The sequence below is a fragment of the Streptomyces cupreus genome (assembly GCF_014257025.1).
GTDB classification, from domain to species: Bacteria; Actinomycetota; Actinomycetes; order Streptomycetales; family Streptomycetaceae; genus Streptomyces; species Streptomyces cupreus.
Window position 1 is genome coordinate 66847 of the sequence record NZ_JACMSF010000041.1, and the last position, 19289, is coordinate 86135.

Sequence of the window (19289 nt, forward strand, 5' to 3'; positions counted from 1 at the left end):
CCGAGCGTGGGGGAGTGTTCGGCGCGGGCGAGGTGCGGGCGGAGCCCCAGCTGGTCCGTGTGAAGCTGGGCGTGGAGGTGCTGGAGCCCGCCCCGGAGCAGGCGTTCCACGAGGCGGGCGCGGCCGTGACCCGGCTGCGTGAGGTGCTGCGCGGGCATGGCATAGCCGACTCCTCGGTGTCGGGTTCCCGGCTGAGGCTCAGCTCGGAGTACGGCCATGCCAATGGCACGCGGAAGTTCCTCGGCTACTTCTGCCAGGCCCAGTACGTCATCGAGAGCGAGGCGCTGGACGACCTCCAGCAGCTCATGGTGGATGTGGTGGAGGCCGGTGCGCGCAGCATCGACAGCGTGGAGTTCGATGTGCACGACAAGCCCGCGCTGCGGGACGAGGCGCGCCGCAGGGCGGTGGCCGCCGCCCGCCGCAAGGCCGAGGTGTACGCGGAGGCGGCGGGCGTGCATCTGGGCCCTGTCGTGCACATCCAGGACGTGGACGCCGAGTCGTACGAGTTCCGTCAGTACCGTGGGCACGGTGGCGGTGGCGGCGGTGCCTCCGCCAATGACCTCGCACCGGGGATGGTGCAGGTGGCCGCCGGGGTGGTGCTCGGCTTCTCACTCGGCCACTGACAGCCTCTCGATGATCGTCACATTGGCCTGACCCCCGCCCTCGCACATGGTCTGGAGCCCGAACCGGCCGCCGGTGCGCTCCAGTTCGTGCAGCAGGGTCGTCATGAGCCGCACGCCTGTGGCTCCCAAGGGGTGCCCCAGGGCTATGGCGCCCCCGTTGACGTTGACCCTCTCGGGGTCCGCGCCGGTCTCCTTCAGCCAGGCCAGGACGACCGGCGCGAAGGCCTCGTTGATCTCGACGAGGTCGATGGCGTCGATGGTCATGCCGGTCTTCTTCAGGGCGTGCGCGGTGGCCGGGATCGGCGCGGTGAGCATCCGGATCGGGTCCTCGCCGCGCACCGAGAGGTGGTGCACGCGCGCGCGTGGCGTGAGCCCGTGTTCGCGCACCGCCCGCTCGGAGGCGAGCAGCATGGCCGCCGCGCCGTCGGAGACCTGCGAGGAGCAGGCGGCGGTGATCGTGCCGCCGTCCACGACCGGCTTCAGCGCGGCCATCTTCTCCAGCGAGGTGTCCCGGCGCGGGCCCTCGTCGGCCACGACGTCGCCGTGGGCCACCAGTTCCCGGTCGAAGCGCCCCTCGTCGATCGCCCGGACCGCCCGCTGATGGGAGCGCAGCGCGAACTCCTCCTGGTCGCGCCTGCTGATCCCCCACTTCGCGGCGATCATCTCGGCGCCGACGAACTGGTTCACCGGCTTCGAGCCGTACCGCGCCCGCCAGCCCTCGCTGCCCGCGAAGGGGCCCTGGGTCAGCCCGAGGGGCTCGGCGGCCTGCCGGGTGGCGTAGGCGATCGGGATCATCGACATGTTCTGCACGCCCCCGGCCACGACCAGGTCCTGGGTGCCGGAGAGCACGGCCTGCGCGGCGAAGTGCACGGCCTGCTGGGAGGATCCGCACTGCCGGTCGACGGTCACTCCCGGCACCTCCTCGGGCAGCCCGGCCGCCAGCCAGCAGGTCCGCGCGATGTCCCCGGCCTGCGGCCCCACGGCGTCCAGGCAGCCGAACACGACGTCCTCGACGGCCGCCGGATCGACGCCCGTACGCGCCACCAGCTCCTTCAGCACATGGGCACCGAGGTCGGCCGGATGCACCTGGCCGAGCCCTCCACCGCGCCGCCCCACGGGCGTACGGACCGCTTCGACGATATAGGCCTCGGCCATGGCAACTCCCCAGTGGTTTACGTGCGTACGGCGATCCCGTCCAGCACCATCGACAGGTACTGCCGGGCGATCTCCTCCGGGCTGTGGTGTCCGCCGGGCCGGTACCAGGACGCGGCGACCCACACCGTGTCCCGCACGAACCGGTAGGTGAGCCGGACGTCGAGGTCGGCCCGGAAGACCCGGGCGGCGACCCCGCGCTCCAGCGTGGACAGCCACGCCTTCTCGAACCGGCGCTGGGACTCGGCGAGGAACGCGAACCGCTCCTGCGCCACCAGCTGCCTGCTCTCCTTCTGGTAGATCGCGACGGCGGCGCGGTGCCGGTCGATCTCCCGGAACGACTCGGTGACCAGTGCTTCGAGGGTCTCCCGGGGCCCCAGCTCGGCGCCGAGGACGGTGTCGTAGCCGTCCCACAGCTCGTCGAGGAAGGTGCGCAGGATCTCCTCCAGCATCGACTCCTTGGAGTCGAAGTGGTAGTAGAGGCTGCCCGCGAGCATGCCCGCGTGGTCCGCGATCTTGCGTACGGTGGTGGCGTTGTAGCCCTGATCGGCGAAGACCTCGGCGGCGGTGTCGAGGAGTTCGCGGCGCCGGGCGGGGGCGGCGGTCACCTGGGGCTTCTTCTTGGTCGGCACGGATCCATTCTCGTCCTACGCGTGCTGGCTGCTGACGGAGACGACCTCTCCGGTCAGGTACGAGGAGTAGCCGGACGCCAGAAAGACGATCACGTTGGCCACCTCCCAGGGTTCGGCGTACCGCCCGAAGGCCTCGCGCGCGGTGAGTTCCTCCAGCAGTTCGGGCGAGGTCACCTTCGCCAGGTGCGGATGCATGGCGAGGCTCGGTGCGACGGCGTTGACCCGCACCCCGTACTCGACGGCCTCCAGCGCGGCGCACCGGGTCAGCGCCATGACGCCCGCCTTCGCGGCGGCGTAGTGCGCCTGCCCGGCCTGCGCGCGCCAGCCCAGCACGGAAGCGTTGTTGACGATCACCCCGCCGCTCTGCCGCATCCGGCGCAGGGCGGCCCGGGTGCACCGGAAGGTGCCGTTCAGCGTCACGTCGAGCACCCGCGACCACTGCTCGTCGGTCATGTCGACCAGGGCCGAAGTCCCGCCGAGCCCGGCGTTGTTGACGACGACGTCCAGCCGTCCGTGCTCCTCCAAAGCCGCGTCGAACAGCGCTCCGACCTGCCGCTCGTCGGTGACGTCACAGGGCACGGCGGCCACCGACTCCCCGCCGAACTCGCCGGTCAGCTCGGCCTCGCACTCCTTCAGCCGCCGGGCGTGCGCGTCGCTGATCAGCACCCGCGCGCCCTCCTCCAGGAACCGCCGCGCGGTGGCCCCGCCGATGCCCGCGCCCGCGGCCGCCGTGATGACGGCGGTACGGCTCTGCAGCAGCCCGTGCCCGGGTACGTACGCCGGGCTCTCGACGCCTGTCATAGGAGCACGCTAACCTACCAAACACTTGTTAGGGAAGGACTGGCGGCCGATGGATCTCACGTTCACCGCGGAGGAGACGGCCCTGCGCGACCAGGCCCGGGCCTGGCTGCGCGCGCATGTGCCGGCCGAGCCGCTGCCGTCCCTGGAGACCGAGGAGGGCTTCGCGGCGCATCGCGCGTGGGAGGCCGAACTGGCCGCGGACCGCTGGTCGGTGGTCAACTGGCCGACGGAGTACGGCGGCCGGGGCGCCTCGCTCGTCGACTGGCTGCTGTTCGAGGAGGAGTACCACGCGGCGGGCGCGCCGGGCAGGGTCGGCCAGAACGGCGTCAACCTGCTCGCGCCGACCCTGTTCGACTTCGGTACGGCTGAGCAGCGGGCGCGGGTGCTGCCGCCGATGGCCTCCGGCGAGGTGGTGTGGGCCCAGGCCTGGTCGGAGCCGGAGGCCGGCTCGGATCTGGCGTCCCTGAGGTCGAGGGCGACGCGCACGGACGGCGGCTGGCTGCTGTCGGGGCAGAAGACCTGGTCGTCCCGGGCGGCCTTCGCGGACCGCGCGTTCGGCCTGTTCCGCAGCGACCCCGACCCGGCGAAGCCCCATCAGGGGCTGACCTACCTGATGTTCGACCTGCGCGCACCCGGTGTCACGGTCCGCCCGATCCGCCGACTGGACGGAAAACCCGCCTTCGCCGAGCTGTTCCTGGACGAGGTGTTCGTGCCGGACGAGGACGTGATCGGCGAGCCGGGGCATGGCTGGCGGATCGCGATGTCCACGGCGGGGAACGAGCGGGGGCTGATGCTGCGTTCGCCGGGCCGGTTCCTGGCATCGGCGGAGCGGCTGCGTCGGCTGTGGGCGGAAAAGGGCAGCCCCGAGGGCACGAAGGCCCGCGTCGCCGACGCCCTCATCGGCGCCCGCGCCTACCAGCTCTTCACCTACGCCGCCGCCTCCCGCTTCCTCGACGGCGAGCGGATCGGCCCCGAGTCCAGCCTGAACAAGGTCTTCTGGTCGGAGTACGACATCGCGCTGCACGAGACGGCGCTCGATCTCCTCGGCGAGGACGGCGAGTCGGCGGACACGGACTGGGCCGAGCGCTATGTCTTCGCCCTCGCGGGCCCGATCTACGCCGGGACGAACGAGATACAGCGGGACATCATCGCCGAGCGGCTGCTGGGCCTGCCGAAGGGACGCCGCTGATGCGCTTCCTGCCCGACGTCGAACAGCGCGCGTTCGTCTCCTCCCTGGACGCCATGCTGGGCTCCGCGGACACGCCGACGGTCGTACGGGACTGGAGCCGGGGCCGGCACACGCGCGGGCGCGCGCTGTGGGGCCGTATCGCCGAGGCCGGGGTGTTCGGACTCGCCGTACCGGAGGAGTGCGACGGCCTCGGACTCCGTCCTGTGGAACTCGCCCTCGCCTTCGTGGAGTTGGGTCGGTATGCCGTCCCCGGTCCACTCGTCGAGACCGTCACGGCGGCCGTCCTGCTCGCTGAGCCCAAGCGGCTCGTCTCCGGAGAGGCCATGGCGACGGTGTCCTACGGCGGCCCGTACGCCCTGGACGCAGACGTGGCCGACATCCGCCTCGCGCTGACCCCCGACGGCCTGTTCCGCTCCCCCGGACACGGCCCGGTACGCCCGTCGATCGACCCCGCCCGCCGTCTCACCGCCCTGGAAGCAGGCGAACTCCTCACGCCCGCCCCGCCCACCGGACAGGCCCTCGCCCTCGCCCGTCTCACCACCGCCGCCCAGGCCCTCGGCGTAGGACTGACCCTCCTGGACAAGACCGTCACCCACGTCAAACGGCGGACCCAATTCGGCGCCCCCATAGGCTCGTTCCAGGCCGTCAAGCACCGCCTGGCCGACGCGAAGATCGCCCTGGAGTTCGCCCGCCCCCTGGTCCTCGGCGCCGCCCTCACCCTCACGCCCGCGGACATGGCCGCCGCCAAGACCGCGGCCTGCGAGGCGGCATACGCCACCGCCCGCACCGCCCTCCAGTTGCACGGCGCGATCGGCTACACGGCGGAGTGCGATCTGTCGCTCTGGCTGACCAAGGCCCGCGCCCTGCGCACCGCCTGGGGCAGTCCGGAGGAGTGCCGGGCCGTGGTCCTCAGTGGTGGTGGTCGCCGCTGGTGACCTCTCGGTACTCCTCGGCCGTCGGCTTCGGGATGTGTGTCCCGGGCCCGAACATGGCCCGCGCAAGCCTCGCCCGCACCCGCTGCGAGGGCTTCACCGGCCTGCGCACCCCGTTCGCGTCGACCAGCGGCCCGATCTCGTACGGCGGGTGCTGCTCGTGCGCGGTCAGGGTGTGCAACTGCGCCTGCGAGAGCGGTTCGTGGACCTCGACGTACTCGCCGTGCGGGAGTCGTTTGACGGTGCCGGTCTCCCTGCCGTGCAGCACCTTGTCCCGGTCCCGGCGCTGGAGGCCGAGACAGATCCGTTGGGTGACGATGAAGGCGAGGACGGGCGCGACGAAGACGGAGATCCGGACGAACCAGGTGATGGCGTTGATGGACAGATGCAGATGCGTGGCCACGATGTCGTTGCCGCCGCCGATCAGCAGCACCACGTACAGGGTCAGCCAGGCCACGCCGAGGCCGGTGCGCACGGGTACGTTGCGCGGCCGGTCCAGGATGTGGTGGTCGCGTTTGTCGCCGGTGATCCACGCCTCGATGAAGGGATAGACACCGAGGGCCAGCAGGATCAGCGGGAAGAGCGAGAAGGGGATGAACACGCCCAGCACCAGGGTGTGGCCCCAGGCGTTGATCTCCCATCCCGGCATCACCCGGATCAGGCCCTCGGAGAAGCCGAGGTACCAGTCCGGTTGGGCGCCGGTGGTGACCAGGTCGGGGCGGTAGGGGCCGAAGGCCCACACGGGGTTGATCTGGGCGAGCCCGCCCATGATCGCGAGCGCCCCGAAGACCAGGAAGAAGAAGCCGCCCGCCTTGGCCATGTACACCGGCAGCAGCGGCATGCCGGTGACCGTGCGCTGATCGCGTCCCGGACCCGGGAACTGCGTGTGCTTGTGGTACCAGACCAGGATCACATGGGCGACCACCAGGCCCAGCATGATCCCGGGCAGCAGCAGCACATGGATCGGGAAGAGCCGCGAGATGATGTCGTGCCCGGGGAACTCCCCGCCGAACAGGAAGAAGGACAGATACGTCCCGACGATCGGCACCGACAGGATGGCGCCCTGCGCGAACCGGATACCGGTGCCGGAGAGCAGGTCGTCGGGGAGCGAGTAGCCGGTCAGGCCTGTGATGATGCCGAGCATCAACAGGGTCCAGCCGAACACCCAGTTGAGCTCCCGGGGCTTGCGGTAGGCGCCGGTGAAGAACACCCGCATCATGTGCACGAGCATGCCGGTGACGAAGACCAGCGCGGCCCAGTGGTGCATCTGCCGGATCAGCAGACCGCCGCGCACATCGAAGCTGATGTCCAGCGTGGACTCGAACGCCCGGGTCATCATCACGCCGTTGAGCGGCTCGTACGAGCCGTGGTAGACGACCTCGACGCCGCTCGGCTCGAAGAACAGCGTGAGGTAGATGCCGGTCAGGATCAGCACGATGAAGCTGTAGAGACAGACCTCGCCCAGCATGAAGGACCAGTGGTCCGGAAAGACCTTCCGCATCCCCTTGCCGAGCGAGTAGATCCCGAGCCGCCCGTCGGCCCAGTCGGCAACCTTCTCGCCCTTGCCGGCCGCGCCCCTGCGGGCCGTCCGGTTGTCCGATCGTGCGCCGTCCATACGTCGTCGCCCTCCCCGTCGGATCAACCTCAGGGTGGCACGGCCGTACGGCTGAGCCAACGGGGCGAGCAGCGTTCAGGCGCGTGGCGGGATGATCCCCTGCGCCCTCGCCGCCACCAGCCACTTGGGGAACTCGCTCACCAGGCGGTCGTACAACTCGGCGTCGGACACCTTGCGCGGGTCCTGCCCGGCGTGGAAGAAGCCGGCGTTGTCGATCACCCGCTTGCCCGGCACCGACAGCTCGTCCAGCTTGCGCAGATAGTCGAACTGCTTGCTGGAGGGGTCCCCGAAGCCGATGAACTGCCAGAACAGCGGCAGCCTGGCCGCCTTGCACAGATAGCGTTCCGCGGCGAGCTTGTTGATCGGGCCGCCGTCGGTCTGGAAGACCACGAGGGCGGGTTCCCGGGAGCCGCTGTCGAGGTAGTGGTCGATCACGGCGTCCATGGCGAGGTGGTAGCTGGTCTTGCCCATGTGCCCGAGCCCGGCCACGATCCGCTCGATCCGCCCCTGATGGTCGGCGAGGGCGATATCGGTCTCGGCGTCTACGTCCGTGGAGAAGAACACCACCGGCACCCGGCCGTCGTCGTCGAGATGCGCGGAGAGCCCGAGCACCCGGTCGGCGAGCGCCTGCACACTGCCGTCCTTGTAGTACGGCTTCATGGAACCGGAGTAGTCGACGACCAGGTAGACCGCGGCCCGCAGCCCGTCCAGACCGTGCTTGGTGAGTGACACCCCGGCGCTCTTGTACAGGCTGACCAGCGCGGGCGCGGTCTCCTCCACCTTGCTGAGACTGATCGCCGCCATGCGGCTCCCCCCTTGACTCGACCCACCGGCAGCCGAGATTACGTCACACTTGACCCGCCTCTCCCGGCATCCACAGCTGTTCGTTATTTTGATCGCCGCCGTCCCCACCGGCTCACCGACCGTCCCAGCCTTTCGAGGAGCCGGCATGGAACCCGAGTCCACCGTCACGACTTGCTACCGCCATCCCGCGGTGGAGTCGTACGTCCGCTGCACCCGCTGCGAGCGGTTCATCTGCCCCGACTGCATGCGCGAGGCGGCCGTCGGCCACCAGTGCGTCGAGTGCGTACGGGAGGGCGCGAAGTCGGTGCGGCAGGCGCGCACGATCGTCGGCGGCCGGATATCGGGGACGCCGGTGGTGACGTATGTCCTGATATCGCTGAATGCGCTGGCGTATCTGGCGGAGCTGGTGCGTCCGGAGATCGTGGAGCGGTTCTCGATGGTCGCGGCGGGGATGGTGGGCCCGGACGGCGCCCACTACCTGTACCAGTCGCCCCTCCCGGCCGGTTTCGAGGCCGAGGGTCTGGTGGCCGGAGAGTGGGAGCGGCTGATCACCAGCGCGTTTCTGCACCAGGAGCCGACCGGGGGCATGTTCGGGCCGCTGCACATCGTGGTGAACATGTTCTCGCTGTGGATGCTGGGCCGGGCCGTGGAGGGAATGCTCGGGCGCACCCGCTATCTGACGCTGTATCTGCTCTCGGCTCTCGGCGGATCGGTCCTCGTGCTGCTGCTGGACGACCCCGCGTCCCCCACGCTGGGTGCGTCCGGCGCGATCTTCGGCCTGGGTGCCGCCTATTACGCGGTCGCCCGGCGGATCGGCGCCGACATGCGGGGCGTCAACCAGTTCATGGCCTTCCTGCTGCTCTGGCTGCTGGTCTCCGCGGGCCTGACCTCCTGGCAGGGCCACCTCGGCGGGCTGCTGACCGGCGGGGTGGTGGCGCTGGCGTACGCCTATGTGCCCCGGGGGCCGCGCCGGGTGCTGATCCAGGCGGTGGCCTGCGTGGCGGTGCTGGCGGTGCTGGTGCTGGCGGCCGTGGTGAAGGTCGGAGGACTGAAGTGAGACGTACCGGAATCCTGGCCTTCGCGGCCGTGCCCGTCGCCATCACGGCGGCGGTGTACTTCCTGATGCCCACCGACTCCGCGGAGAGTCCGGCCAAGCCGCCCGTCTCGGCCGCCCAGCTGGCCCGCGAGGAGGCCAAGGAGCGGGCCGAGACGGAACGCGCCGAGGACGAGAAGATGATCGCGAGCCTCCCGCCGGGTCTCGCCGACCCCGCGAAGAAGGAGCTCGCCCTCCAGATCACGGCCACGGCCGAGTTCTCCAGCCTGAACTGGCGCCTGGGCTACGGCAGCGTCGAGGACAACCACGACGGTTGCGGCTACACGGCCGGCATCATCGGCTTCTGCACCGGCACCCACGATCTGCTCGCCCTGGTCGAGCGGTACACGAAGGCCCACCCGGACAACGGCCTGGCCCGCTATCTGCCCGCCCTGCGCGAGGTGGACGGCACGGACTCGCACGAGGGCCTGGACCCCGGCTTCACGGCGGCCTGGAAGGCGGAGTCGAAGAAGCCGGCGTTCCGCGCGGCCCAGGACGAGGAGCGCGACCGCGTCTACTTCAACCCCGCGGTCCGGCTCGCCAAGCTCGACGGCCTGGGCACGCTGGGACAGTTCGTCTACTACGACGCGATGGTCCTGCACGGCCCCGACCCGAGCCCGAACGGCTTCTACGGCCTGCGTGAACGCGCCCTGCACGAGGCGGAGCTGCCGTCCCGTGGCGGCTCGGAGAAGGCGTACCTCGACATCTTCCTGGACATCCGCAAGCAGGCGATGCAGCGGAAGAAGTCGACCGCCGACACCAGCCGGGTGGACACGGCTCAGCGGGAGTGGCTGTACAACGGCAACCTCTCGCTGAGCACGCCGCTGCGTTGGCGGATGTACGGGGAGCCGTACCAGGTGTCCTAAGAAGCACCCCACTTCTCTCTCAGCACCTTCTCCGCCGGCTTCCCGTGCGGGGTGTACGCCAGCTTCGCCGGTGTCTCCCCGCTGTCGGGCCAGTCGTCCCACATCCACCAGCAGACGCCGGCCCACCAGCGGCGGCCGGTGAAGGTGTCCAGCAACGCCCGGTAGGCCGCCGCCTGTTCGGCGTCGCCGGGGCGGGTGCTGACCGTCCAGTCGTACGGGGCTGTCGTCGTCCCGCGCTGGCTGACGTAACCCGCCTCGGTGAACAGGATGCGGCGGTCCTGCTCGCGGGAGTAGGCGGCGAGCCGTTCGCTGATCGGCTTCCATGCCTTGCGGAGCCGTTCACCGGACTGGGTCGGGCGGTCCGACAGCGGCCAGTACGCGTCGATGCCGATCAGGTCGAGTTCGCGCCAGAAGCCGATCCGCCGGTACTCGTCGTAGTTGGCGGCGTAGGTGAGGGTGCCGTCGTAGTGGTCGCGGACGGCCTCGATCACCTCCGTCCAGGCGGCGCGGTCGCCGGAGACCCCGGCGAGTTCGGTGCCCACGGCGAACTGCTCGGCGTCGGTCGCCGCGGCGAGGTCGGCGTAGTGGGTGATGAAGTGCCGGTACGAGGTGAACCAGACGGCGCGGTCGCGGGGGCGGATCTCGGCGCGGTCGCCGTCGCCCGGCAGGTCGACATGGGGTTTGATCATCACCTTCAGGCCGTGTGCGTGCGCCCGCCGCACGATCCTGCGCAGGCCCGCGTCGCTCGCCGTCTCCTCGGTGGGCCGCATCACCGAGTCGCCCCGGCGCTTCTGGTACCAGGTCGGGGTGAAGGTGACCCAGCGCGCTCCGGTGGCCCTGATGTCCCGCAGATAGCGGTCGGCTGCGGGGCTGTCGTAGTCGGTGCGGTACCACGAGGGCAGGGTGATGCCCCGGATCACGGGCGCCTCCTCGCGCTCCGGCTGACAGCCGCCCACGGCGAGGAGGACCGCCGCCAGCACGGCGGCGGTCCTCCCCCTCACTGCCTCCTCACAGGCTCGCGGGGCTGACGAAGGTGTAGCCCAGGGCCTTGATGCCCTCCACCGTCTCCTGCAACGGCTGGACCGGGAAGTACGGGTGGTAGAAGAAGCTGGCGAAGCCGTCCCGTACCGCGAGATTGGCCTTGGCCGAGGCGATCAGATCGGCCGGCAGGCGTGGCGGATGATTGTTGTATGCCTCCGGCTCGTAATTCCCGATGTTTTCGGGAATCACCTTCGTCCCGTACACATCACGCACCACATACGGGAAGAACTGCCCGATGAATCGGTTCGGATCCGACGAGACCCCGCTGAGGGTTCCGGCGAAATAAAGCGACCGTTCGAGCCGGGCCGAGAAGTTCGAGCTGAAGACCTGGTAGTCGGTGGCCGAACCGGCGTAGTGCGGGGTCGTCCACAGCGTCGGCCTCGGCAGCCCCGCCGCCGCGAACTCGGCGAGCGCGCTGTCGACCCGTCCCTGCGCCCAGGCGGCGGAGTCCTCGGCCACCGGGCCGTCGTAGATCACGCTGTTCGCGGAGTCCACGTGCGCCCGGTAGAACTCGAAGTCGTCGCCGCTGACGCCGTTGTAGGGGTTGGCGACGGTGCCGTACTGATGGGTGTAGCCGTGGTTCATCAGCACCGCGCCCCTGGCCAGCATGTACTTCAGCGCGTTGACCAGCTGGGGCCGGTCGGTCAGCTTGACCGTCTCCGGGACACCGTTGTTGTAGGTGCCGTTCGGATCCGTGTAGACGGGGATCACATTGATGCCGTACGGGATCTGCTGCGCGTACAAGTAGTCCGCGATGGCCCGCAGTTCTGCCGGTTCGGAGTTGGGGCTGATGTCCTCAAGCCGTACGACCGCCCGGTGCCGCTCGGCGGTGGCCGGCGCGAGGGCGTCGAAGAGCAGGTCCTCGAAGACGATGACCCGGTCGCTCTCGGAGACGTAGGCGAAGGGGATCTCACCGATGTAGGTGAGGTTGGACGAGCGGATCGCCCAGCCGAAGGTGTGCCCGTTGGAGCTGTCGAGGCCCTCGGCGAGCCGGGTGACCTGCGGATATCCGGCGCCTGTCAGGACGTTGGGGCGCAGCACCCCGCCGTCCTGCCCGGCCGGGATCTTCCGGGTGAGCGTCTGGCCCTTGTACGTCACCTGTGTGACGGTGCCGATGGAGCCGCCGTCCTCGTAGTACGACGTCGTGGGGTCCCAGCCGTACTTCTGCGAGAACTGGGTGACACCCACGGCACCCGCCATGTTCCAGATGTTGGCGCCCATCCAGGTCACGGGCTTGGTCGTGGTCAGCGCGTCCTGGTAGAAGGCGGCCGGAACCGCGTCCGGGACGTCGCAGCAGTAGTAGGTCGACCCGATGTAGATCGTGGCCGTGTACGACTCGATCAGGCCCGCGGTGTACTGCGAGACCGGCCTGGTCGTGACGGTCCCGAAGTGCCCGGCCAGGTTGGCCGTGGCCATGGCGTACAGCTCGCCGAGGTGCCCGTAGGGCCCCGCGGTGTCGTAGAGGACGAGGGTGGTCGGTTCGGCGGCGGGGCCGACCTCGGCCGGGGAGATCAGCTCCGCCTGGCGGCTCACGGCGGAGGCGAGTGCGGACGCGGTCGTGCTCGCCGAGGTGACGGCGGCTGTGGTGGTCTTGGCGCGAGCTCGGTCGTGGCGCGCCTTATCGGCCTTGAGCTGGGCCTTCGCCCAGGCCGTCAGGTCGACCCGGTTGAGTCCAGAGCGGGTTCCGTTCGATTCGCCGTGGTGCGGGTCCGGGTTGCCGGCCGCGTTGGCTCCGGCGGCCAGGAAGGTTCCGCTGAACAGTGCGGCGACGAGCAACAGGACCAGGGAAAGCCTCGAAAATCCCCTTCTCCGAGGCCGGTTGAGTGGTCTCACGATCATTCCCCCCACTTTGCCAAGCTTTTGGCAAAGAGTTTTTCCGGCAAGAAGCCACCGATTGTTCTCGGCGATCAAGAAGGGTGTCAATGGGCCGAAGGGTGAATTCCTGTAGGACAGGTTGACCCCATCAGAAGATCGAACCTGTCCTTTTTCCTGATGCTCTTCTGAGGCGGCCCGGGGGTCTGCTACGTTCACCTTCGCGCGTTGGGGACGCGCTGTGAAATGTGGGGGGAAAATGTACGGACGACCCGCCCTGGGGGCACTCCTGCCCCTGGCAGGGGCCATGGCCGCGCCGGAAGCAATACCCGGGCTGCCCTTGGCCAGGACTCTGCAGGCCACGGCAGGCGCCGGATTCCTGCTCTACTGCTTGACCGCCTGTCTCATACTCGGGGCCCGGACGCGACTGCGCAGACAATCAAGGAAAGCGCGGGTCAGCGCCCGGGAGCAACCATGATCATCGAGCTGCTGCTGTGGGCCAGTGTCAGTCTGATCGTGCTGGCCGGCTGTTACAACACAAGTCTTTTCCTTCTCTCCCGACGCAGAATTCGGCGCGTCCGAACAGACCGGAGAGAACGGTTCTATGTATTCCTGCTCGCCTGTCTGAACGAGGAGCGAGTGCTTTCCGAAAGCCTGGCGCGTATCATCTCTCTGCCCGCCGGGAATTTCATGGCGCTGGTCATCGACGACGGCTCCGACGACCGCACCTCCGAGATCGCGCTGGCCGCCGACCCCGACCGGGTCCGGGTACACCGGCGCACACTGCCGAACGCACGCCGGGGCAAAGGCGCAGCGCTCAATGACGGAGTGCGCCACCTCCGGGAGTCCGGACTCCTCGTCGGCCACGATCCCGAGGACATCGTCCTGTGCGTGGTGGACGCCGACGGCCGCCTCGACCCGCATGTCGTGCAGTCGGTGGACCCCTACTTCGACGACCCCCGTACGGGCGCGGTTCAGGTCTGCGTCCGGATGTACAACCGCGGGCAGGGGCTGCTCGCCCGTATGCAGGACATGGAGTTCGTCGTCTACGGCGATGTCTTCCAGAGCGCGCGCCGCTTCATCGGCAGCGTGGGCATGGGCGGCAACGGACAGTTCATGCGGCTGTCCGCGCTGAACACCCTGGGCGGGGACGGCCCGTGGAGCGACAGCCTCACCGAGGATCTGGACCTCGGCGTCCGGCTGATCGCCAAGGGCTGGACCAACCAGCACTGCACCACCGCCTCCGTCTCCCAGCAGGCCGTGCTCAGTCTGCGTCGGCTGATCCGGCAGCGGTCGCGCTGGTTCCAGGGACACCTCCAGTCGGCGGGGCTCGTACCGCTCATCCTGCGGGACGTGCCGACCAGGCCGGCGCTGGATCTCCTCTACCACCTGTCCAGCCCGGTGTTGATCCTGCTCACCTCGCTGCTCCCGTTGTCCTTCCTCGTCGCCCTGGGCGCCACCACCGTGGCCTCGATCCAGGAGGGACAGCCGCTCGTGTCGCCCATGTGGCTGCTCGGCCCGTATCTGCTCTCGTTCACGGCCGCCTACGCCTACGGCTTCGTGTACGCCAGGCGTGAGCGGGACCTCGGCCTGGTGCGTTCGGTGCTGCTGGCGCATGTCTTCGTCTTCTACGGCTACATCTGGTTCGCCGCCGGCTGGTGGGGCTTCTGGCGGATGCTCACCGGCAAGCGGACCTGGCTGAAGACCGCGCGCACCTGACGTCTTCGACCCTCCGCCATCTCTCATCTCTCACCCTTTACGCGCGGCCCTACGACCGCGCGCGCCCAAGGGGGGCTTGCCATGTCCATACCTCCATCCGTGATGCCCGTACGCGCCATGCTGGTGCTCGGCACCCGGCCCGAAGCGATCAAACTGGCGCCGGTGGCCCGCTCCATGGCCGCCGGCACCCGGTTCGAACCCGTTGTCGTCACCACCGGCCAGCACCGCGAGATGCTCCACCAGATGCTCGGTCTGCTCGGCATCACCAGCCGGATCGCGCTCGACGTGATGCGCAGCCGCCAGCAGTTGTCCGACCTCACCGCCCGTCTGGTCGCCGAGCTCGGTGAGGTGATGCGGTTGGAGCGTCCGGACCTCGTCATGGTGCAGGGGGACACCACGACCGCGCTGGCCGGCGCCCTGGCCGCCTTCTACGAGAAGATCCCGGTCGCCCATGTCGAGGCAGGGCTGCGCACGGGCGTGCTGGACAACCCGTTCCCGGAGGAGCTCAACCGCATTCTGATCGGCCGTATGGCCCGCTGGCACTTCGCCCCGACCCCGCGCGCCGCCAGGCATCTCACCGACGAGGGGACGCCGAAGGAGCAGGTCTTCGTCACCGGCAACACCGTCATCGACAACCTGCTGTGGGTGCTGGCCGAGGGCAGCGGCAGCTCCGCGTTCCGCACTCCGGCCCGGCGGATCCTGGTCACCCTGCACCGGCGGGAGAACCAGGGCGAGCGGATGCGCGGCATGGGCCGGGCGCTGCGGCGGCTCGCCGGGCGGGGGGACGTGGAGATCGTGCTGCCGCTGCACAAGAGCCCGGCCGTGCGGGAGGTGCTGCTGCCCGAACTCGACGGCCACGACGGCATCTCGCTGGTCGAACCGCTCGACTATCTGGACTTCGCGGCGACACTCGCCGAGTGCGATCTGGTCCTCACCGACTCCGGCGGCATCCAGGAGGAGGCTCCGAGCCTGGGCAAGCCGGCGCTGGTGCTGCGGACCACCACCGAGCGCCCGGAGGCGGTGGAGGTGGGCGCGGCCCGGCTGATCGGCACGGATCCGGAGGTCATCGTGGAGTCCGCGACGGAACTTCTCGACGATCCGGCGCTGTACCGGCGGATGGCGGGCGCGGGCAATCCGTTCGGCGACGGACGGGCCGCGGACCGTGTACTGGCCCAACTGGCCGAGGACTTCGCCGCGGATGTTCCTGTCGACGCGACGGTCTGAGGGCCATACTCGACGGCATGACTCGCTCCCTCCTGCGTGGCGTCCTGTTGGCGGTGGCGCTCGCCGGGGTGCTGGCCATCACCTTGAGCCAGTGCGGGTCTGACGGGCCGTCACCGACGCCGACACCCTGGGCCGACGGTTCCACGCACGGCCGTTGGCTCTCGGTGTTCAACGGCCATGGCACCAACTCGGGCGACGACGACTCGCTGACGCTGTCGCCGATGCCCGCGGAGGATCCGGGGACCACGCATGCGGGACTCGTGGTGAGTACGGCGTCGTACACCGACGTGCGCTTCGAGGCCCGGATGCGGACGGTGGAGCAACTGCGCGAACCCGACCCGAATCCCTGGGAGGTGCCGTGGCTGGTGTGGGCGTACACCGATCCGGAGCACTTCTACTACGTCGCCCTGAAGCCCAACGGCTGGGAGCTCGGCAAGCGTGACCCGGCGTACCCGGGCGGACAGCGGTTCCTGGCCACCGGGCACGAGAGGTACGCCGTGGGCGACTGGTACGACGTGCGGGTGGAACAGCGCGGCGCCTCGGTCAACGTCACGGTGGAGGGGGAGCCGCTGGTGAAGTACACCGACGCCGAACGCCCTTACCTGGAAGGGAAGGTGGGGGCGTACACCGAGGACGCCACCGTGAGGTTCGAGGGGTTGGAAGCCCGGTAAAGGCGACGGCGCCTGCCCAATCGTCCGGTCGGGGACAAGGGGCAGGCGCCATCAGTGTTCCGTACGCCTTTGTACGGGACGTCTCTTGAGCGGTCCTCGGGGAACCGTCAGACCATCAGGGACCGGTCGGTCGGGCGGATCGGGGCCGGCAGGTCGCTGGCGCCGGTCAGGAAGCGGTCGGTGCCGCGGGCGGCCGAGCGGCCCTCCGCGATGGCCCACACGATCAGCGACTGACCGCGGCCCGCGTCACCGGCGACGAACACGCCCGGCACATTGGTCTGGAAGTCGGCGTCGCGGGCGATGTTGCCGCGCTCGTCGAGGTCCAGGCCGAACTGCTCGACCAGGCCGTTCTCCCGGTCGGTGCCGGTGAAGCCCATGGCGAGGGTGACCAGCTGGGCGGGGATCTTCCGCTCGGTGCCTGGCTTCGGGGTCAGCTTGCCGTCGATGAACTCCACCTCGGTCAGGTGCAGCCACTGGACGTTGCCGTCCTCGTCGCCCTCGAAGTGGGTCGTCGAGACGGAGTAGACCCGCTCGCCGCCCTCCTCGTGCGCGGAGGTGACCTTGTAGAGCATCGGGAAGGTCGGCCACGGCTGGGAGACGGTGTTCCGCTCGTCGTTAGGGCGGGGCATGATCTCCAGCTGCGTCACCGAGGCCGCGCCCTGACGGTGGGCGGTGCCCACGCAGTCGGCGCCGGTGTCGCCACCGCCGATGACGACGACGTGCTTGCCCTCGGCCGAGATCGGGGAGGTGACGTAGTCGCCCTCCTGGACCTTGTTGGCCAGCGGCAGGTACTCCATGGCCTGGTGGATGCCCTTCAACTCCCGCCCGGGGACGGGGAGATCACGGGCGGTGGTGGCACCGGCGGCGATGACGACGGCGTCGTACCGCTTCTTCAGGTCGGTCGCCTTGAGGTCGCGGCCGATCTCGATGCCGGTACGGAACCGGGTGCCCTCCGCGCGCATCTGCTCGATACGGCGGTTGATGTGCCGCTTCTCCATCTTGAACTCGGGGATGCCGTACCGGAGAAGGCCTCCGATGCGGTCCGCGCGCTCGTAGACGGCGACCGTGTGACCGGCCCGCGTGAGCTGCTGGGCGGCGGCCAGGCCGGCCGGGCCCGAGCCGATGACCGCGACGGTCTTGCCGGACAGCCGCTCGGGCGCCTGCGGGGCGACGTCACCGGTCTCCCACGCCTTGTCGATGATCGAGACCTCGACGTTCTTGATGGTGACGGCCGGCTGGTTGATGCCGAGCACACACGCCGACTCACAGGGCGCCGGGCAGAGGCGACCGGTGAACTCCGGGAAGTTGTTGGTCGCGTGCAGCCGCTCCTGCGCGGCCGACCAGTCCTCGCGGTAGGCGTAGTCGTTCCACTCCGGGATCAGGTTCCCGAGCGGACAGCCGTTGTGGCAGAACGGGATGCCGCAGTCCATGCAGCGGCTGGCCTGCTTGCTGATGATCGGCAGCAGGGAGCCGGGGACGTAGACCTCGTTCCAGTCCTTCAGCCGGACGTCGACGGGACGGGACTTGGCGACCTCGCGCCCGTGGTTGAGAAAGCCCTTGGGATCAGCCATTGGTCGCCGCCTCCATCATCTTCTCGGTGATCTCGGTCTCGGAGAGACCGGCTCGCTCGGCGGCGTCCTTGGCGGCGAGCACTGCCTTGTACGTGCTGGGGATGATCTTGCTGAAGCGCTCCACGGACGCGTCCCAGTCGGCGAGCAGCTTCTCGGCGACCGTCGAGCCGGTCTCCTCGGCGTGCCGGCGCACCACGTCGTGCAGCCACTTCCGGTCGTCGTCCGACAGGGCCTCGATCGCGTCGAGGTTGCCGACGTTGACGTTGTCGCGGTCGAGGTCGATGACGTAGGCGACACCGCCCGACATACCGGCCGCGAAGTTACGGCCCGTCTCACCGAGCACCACCGCGTGACCGCCGGTCATGTACTCGCAGCCGTGGTCGCCCACGCCCTCGGAGACGACGGTCGCGCCGGAGTTGCGGACGCAGAACCGCTCACCGGTACGACCGCGCAGGAACAGCTCGCCGCCGGTCGCGCCGTACGCGATGGTGTTGCCCGCGATCGTCGAGTACTCGGCGAGGTGGTCGGCGCCGCGGTCCGGGCGCACGATCACACGGCCGCCGGAGAGGCCCTTGCCGACGTAGTCGTTGGCGTCGCCCTCCAGGCGCAGCGTGACACCGCGCGGGAGGAAGGCGCCGAAGGACTGGCCGGCGGAGCCGGTGAAGGTGATGTCGATGGTGTCGTCGGGCAGGCCCGCGCCACCGAACTTCTTCGTCACCTCGTGGCCGAGCATGGTGCCGACCGTGCGGTTGATGTTGCGGACCTTGACCTGGGCGCGCACCGGCTGGGCGTCGGTCGCGGAGTCCGCGGCGAGGGCGTCGGCGGCGAGCTTGATCAGCTCGTTGTCGAGCGCCTTCTCCAGGCCGTGGTCCTGGGCGATCAGCTGGTGGCGGACGGCGCCCTCGGGCAGCTCGGGCACGTGGAACAGCGGGGCCAGGTCCAGGCCCTGCGCCTTCCAGTGGTTCACGGCGCGGGTCACGTCGAGCGCCTCGGCGTGGCCGACGGCCTCCTCGATGGAGCGGAAGCCCAGCTCGGCGAGGAGCTCGCGGACCTCTTCGGCGATGAACCGGAAGAAGTTCACGACGTACTCGGCCTTGCCGGAGAACCGGTCCCGCAGCGTCGGGTTCTGCGTGGCGATGCCGACCGGGCAGGTGTCCAGGTGGCAGACGCGCATCATGACGCAGCCGGAGACGACGAGCGGCGCGGTCGCGAAACCGAACTCCTCGGCGCCGAGCAGCGCGGCGATGACGACGTCACGGCCGGTCTTCAGCTGGCCGTCGGTCTGCACGACGATGCGGTCGCGCAGGCCGTTGAGCAGCAGGGTCTGCTGGGTCTCGGCGAGGCCGAGCTCCCAGGGACCACCGGCGTGCTTCAGGGAGGTCAGCGGGGAGGCACCCGTGCCACCGTCGTGACCGGAGATCAGGACCACGTCCGCGTGCGCCTTGGAGACACCCGCGGCGACCGTGCCGACGCCGACCTCGGAGACCAGCTTCACGTGAATCCGCGCCTGCGGGTTCGCGTTCTTCAGGTCGTGGATCAGCTGG

The 19289-nt window shown here is 69.6% G+C and carries 17 protein-coding genes; 8 read left to right on the plus strand and 9 right to left on the minus strand.

All coding sequences use genetic code 11. The features are described 5' to 3' along the window. The first annotated feature begins 14 nt into the window (after positions 1-14). Positions 15-623, plus strand: coding sequence for an SIMPL domain-containing protein (locus tag H4N64_RS30775; protein ID WP_186285706.1), 609 nt, complete (start codon positions 15-17; stop codon positions 621-623). Here the strand turns inward: H4N64_RS30775 and H4N64_RS30780 are convergent. Genes H4N64_RS30780 through H4N64_RS30790 form a run of 3 tightly spaced genes read right to left on the minus strand, consistent with a single transcriptional unit; the run spans position 609 to position 3208 of the window. Further along, entirely contained in the window at positions 609-1778 is a 1170-nt protein-coding gene (locus H4N64_RS30780) for an acetyl-CoA C-acetyltransferase (protein WP_186285707.1), read from the minus strand. The genes H4N64_RS30775 and H4N64_RS30780 overlap by 15 nt on opposite strands. Before the next feature lie 17 nt (positions 1779-1795). Beyond that, on the minus strand, positions 1796-2407 hold the full coding sequence (locus tag H4N64_RS30785; RefSeq protein ID WP_186285708.1) for a TetR-type transcription factor C-terminal domain-containing protein: 612 nt from the start codon (positions 2405-2407) through the stop codon (positions 1796-1798). A gap of 15 nt (positions 2408-2422) precedes the next feature. Beyond that, entirely contained in the window at positions 2423-3208 is a 786-nt protein-coding gene (locus H4N64_RS30790) for an SDR family oxidoreductase (protein WP_186285709.1), read from the minus strand. Between the two features lie 49 nt (positions 3209-3257). Between H4N64_RS30790 and H4N64_RS30795 the strand changes: the two genes are divergently transcribed. Both H4N64_RS30795 and H4N64_RS30800 read left to right on the plus strand, forming a co-directional pair. Then, a complete protein-coding gene (locus tag H4N64_RS30795; protein ID WP_186285710.1) occupies positions 3258-4397 on the plus strand; it encodes an acyl-CoA dehydrogenase family protein in 1140 nt (379 codons plus the stop codon). Beyond that, on the plus strand, positions 4397-5332 hold the full coding sequence (locus H4N64_RS30800; RefSeq protein ID WP_186285711.1) for an acyl-CoA dehydrogenase family protein: 936 nt from the start codon (positions 4397-4399) through the stop codon (positions 5330-5332). Before H4N64_RS30795 ends, H4N64_RS30800 begins: the two co-directional genes overlap by 1 nt. Here H4N64_RS30800 and qcrB read toward each other — a convergent pair. Further along, positions 5307-6944, minus strand: coding sequence for a cytochrome bc1 complex cytochrome b subunit (gene qcrB / locus H4N64_RS30805; protein ID WP_186285712.1), 1638 nt, complete (start codon positions 6942-6944; stop codon positions 5307-5309). The genes H4N64_RS30800 and qcrB overlap by 26 nt on opposite strands. 75 nt (positions 6945-7019) lie before the next feature. Further along, the gene (locus H4N64_RS30810; RefSeq protein WP_186285713.1) at positions 7020-7748 is read right to left on the minus strand and encodes a vWA domain-containing protein; all 729 of its coding nucleotides are present in this window, start codon (positions 7746-7748) and stop codon (positions 7020-7022) included. A gap of 145 nt (positions 7749-7893) precedes the next feature. Here H4N64_RS30810 and H4N64_RS30815 point away from each other — a divergent pair, with 145 nt between their 5' ends. Both H4N64_RS30815 and H4N64_RS30820 read left to right on the plus strand, forming a co-directional pair. After that, entirely contained in the window at positions 7894-8805 is a 912-nt protein-coding gene (locus tag H4N64_RS30815; protein WP_186285714.1) for a rhomboid family intramembrane serine protease, read from the plus strand. After that, a complete protein-coding gene (locus H4N64_RS30820; protein ID WP_186285715.1) occupies positions 8802-9707 on the plus strand; it encodes a chitosanase in 906 nt (301 codons plus the stop codon). Before H4N64_RS30815 ends, H4N64_RS30820 begins: the two co-directional genes overlap by 4 nt. Here the strand turns inward: H4N64_RS30820 and H4N64_RS30825 are convergent. After that, complete coding sequence (locus tag H4N64_RS30825) at positions 9704-10708, minus strand: glycoside hydrolase family 113 (protein WP_336246838.1); 1005 nt, start codon at positions 10706-10708, stop codon at positions 9704-9706. The two genes, H4N64_RS30820 and H4N64_RS30825, sit on opposite strands and share 4 nt — an antisense overlap. Before the next feature lie 7 nt (positions 10709-10715). After that, positions 10716-12524 carry a polysaccharide deacetylase family protein gene (locus tag H4N64_RS30830; RefSeq protein ID WP_260860071.1) on the minus strand — a complete coding sequence of 603 codons (1809 nt, stop codon included), beginning with the start codon at positions 12522-12524 and terminating at the stop codon, positions 10716-10718. A gap of 510 nt (positions 12525-13034) precedes the next feature. On the opposite strand from H4N64_RS30830, the gene H4N64_RS30835 reads away from it, so the two are divergent. The 3 genes from H4N64_RS30835 to H4N64_RS30845 all read left to right on the plus strand — a co-directional run bounded on the left by H4N64_RS30835 (position 13035) and on the right by H4N64_RS30845 (position 16174). Continuing rightward, a complete protein-coding gene (locus H4N64_RS30835) occupies positions 13035-14279 on the plus strand; it encodes a glycosyltransferase family 2 protein (RefSeq protein WP_186285717.1) in 1245 nt (414 codons plus the stop codon). An 81-nt stretch (positions 14280-14360) separates the two neighbouring features. Further along, the gene (gene wecB, locus H4N64_RS30840) at positions 14361-15503 is read left to right on the plus strand and encodes a non-hydrolyzing UDP-N-acetylglucosamine 2-epimerase (RefSeq protein WP_186285718.1); all 1143 of its coding nucleotides are present in this window, start codon (positions 14361-14363) and stop codon (positions 15501-15503) included. 17 nt (positions 15504-15520) lie between these two features. After that, on the plus strand, positions 15521-16174 hold the full coding sequence (locus H4N64_RS30845; protein ID WP_186285719.1) for a 3-keto-alpha-glucoside-1,2-lyase-like domain-containing protein: 654 nt from the start codon (positions 15521-15523) through the stop codon (positions 16172-16174). Positions 16175-16281: 107 nt separating this feature from the next. Here the strand turns inward: H4N64_RS30845 and H4N64_RS30850 are convergent, their stop codons facing one another. Together H4N64_RS30850 and H4N64_RS30855 are read right to left on the minus strand one after the other, a co-directional pair. Continuing rightward, positions 16282-17745: a glutamate synthase subunit beta gene (locus tag H4N64_RS30850; protein ID WP_186285720.1), complete on the minus strand. Its 1464-nt coding sequence runs from the start codon at positions 17743-17745 to the stop codon at positions 16282-16284. Beyond that, on the minus strand, positions 17738-19289 hold a 1552-nt coding region (locus tag H4N64_RS30855; RefSeq protein WP_260860072.1), incomplete at its 5' end, for a GltB/FmdC/FwdC-like GXGXG domain-containing protein. The genes H4N64_RS30850 and H4N64_RS30855, both read right to left, overlap by 8 nt.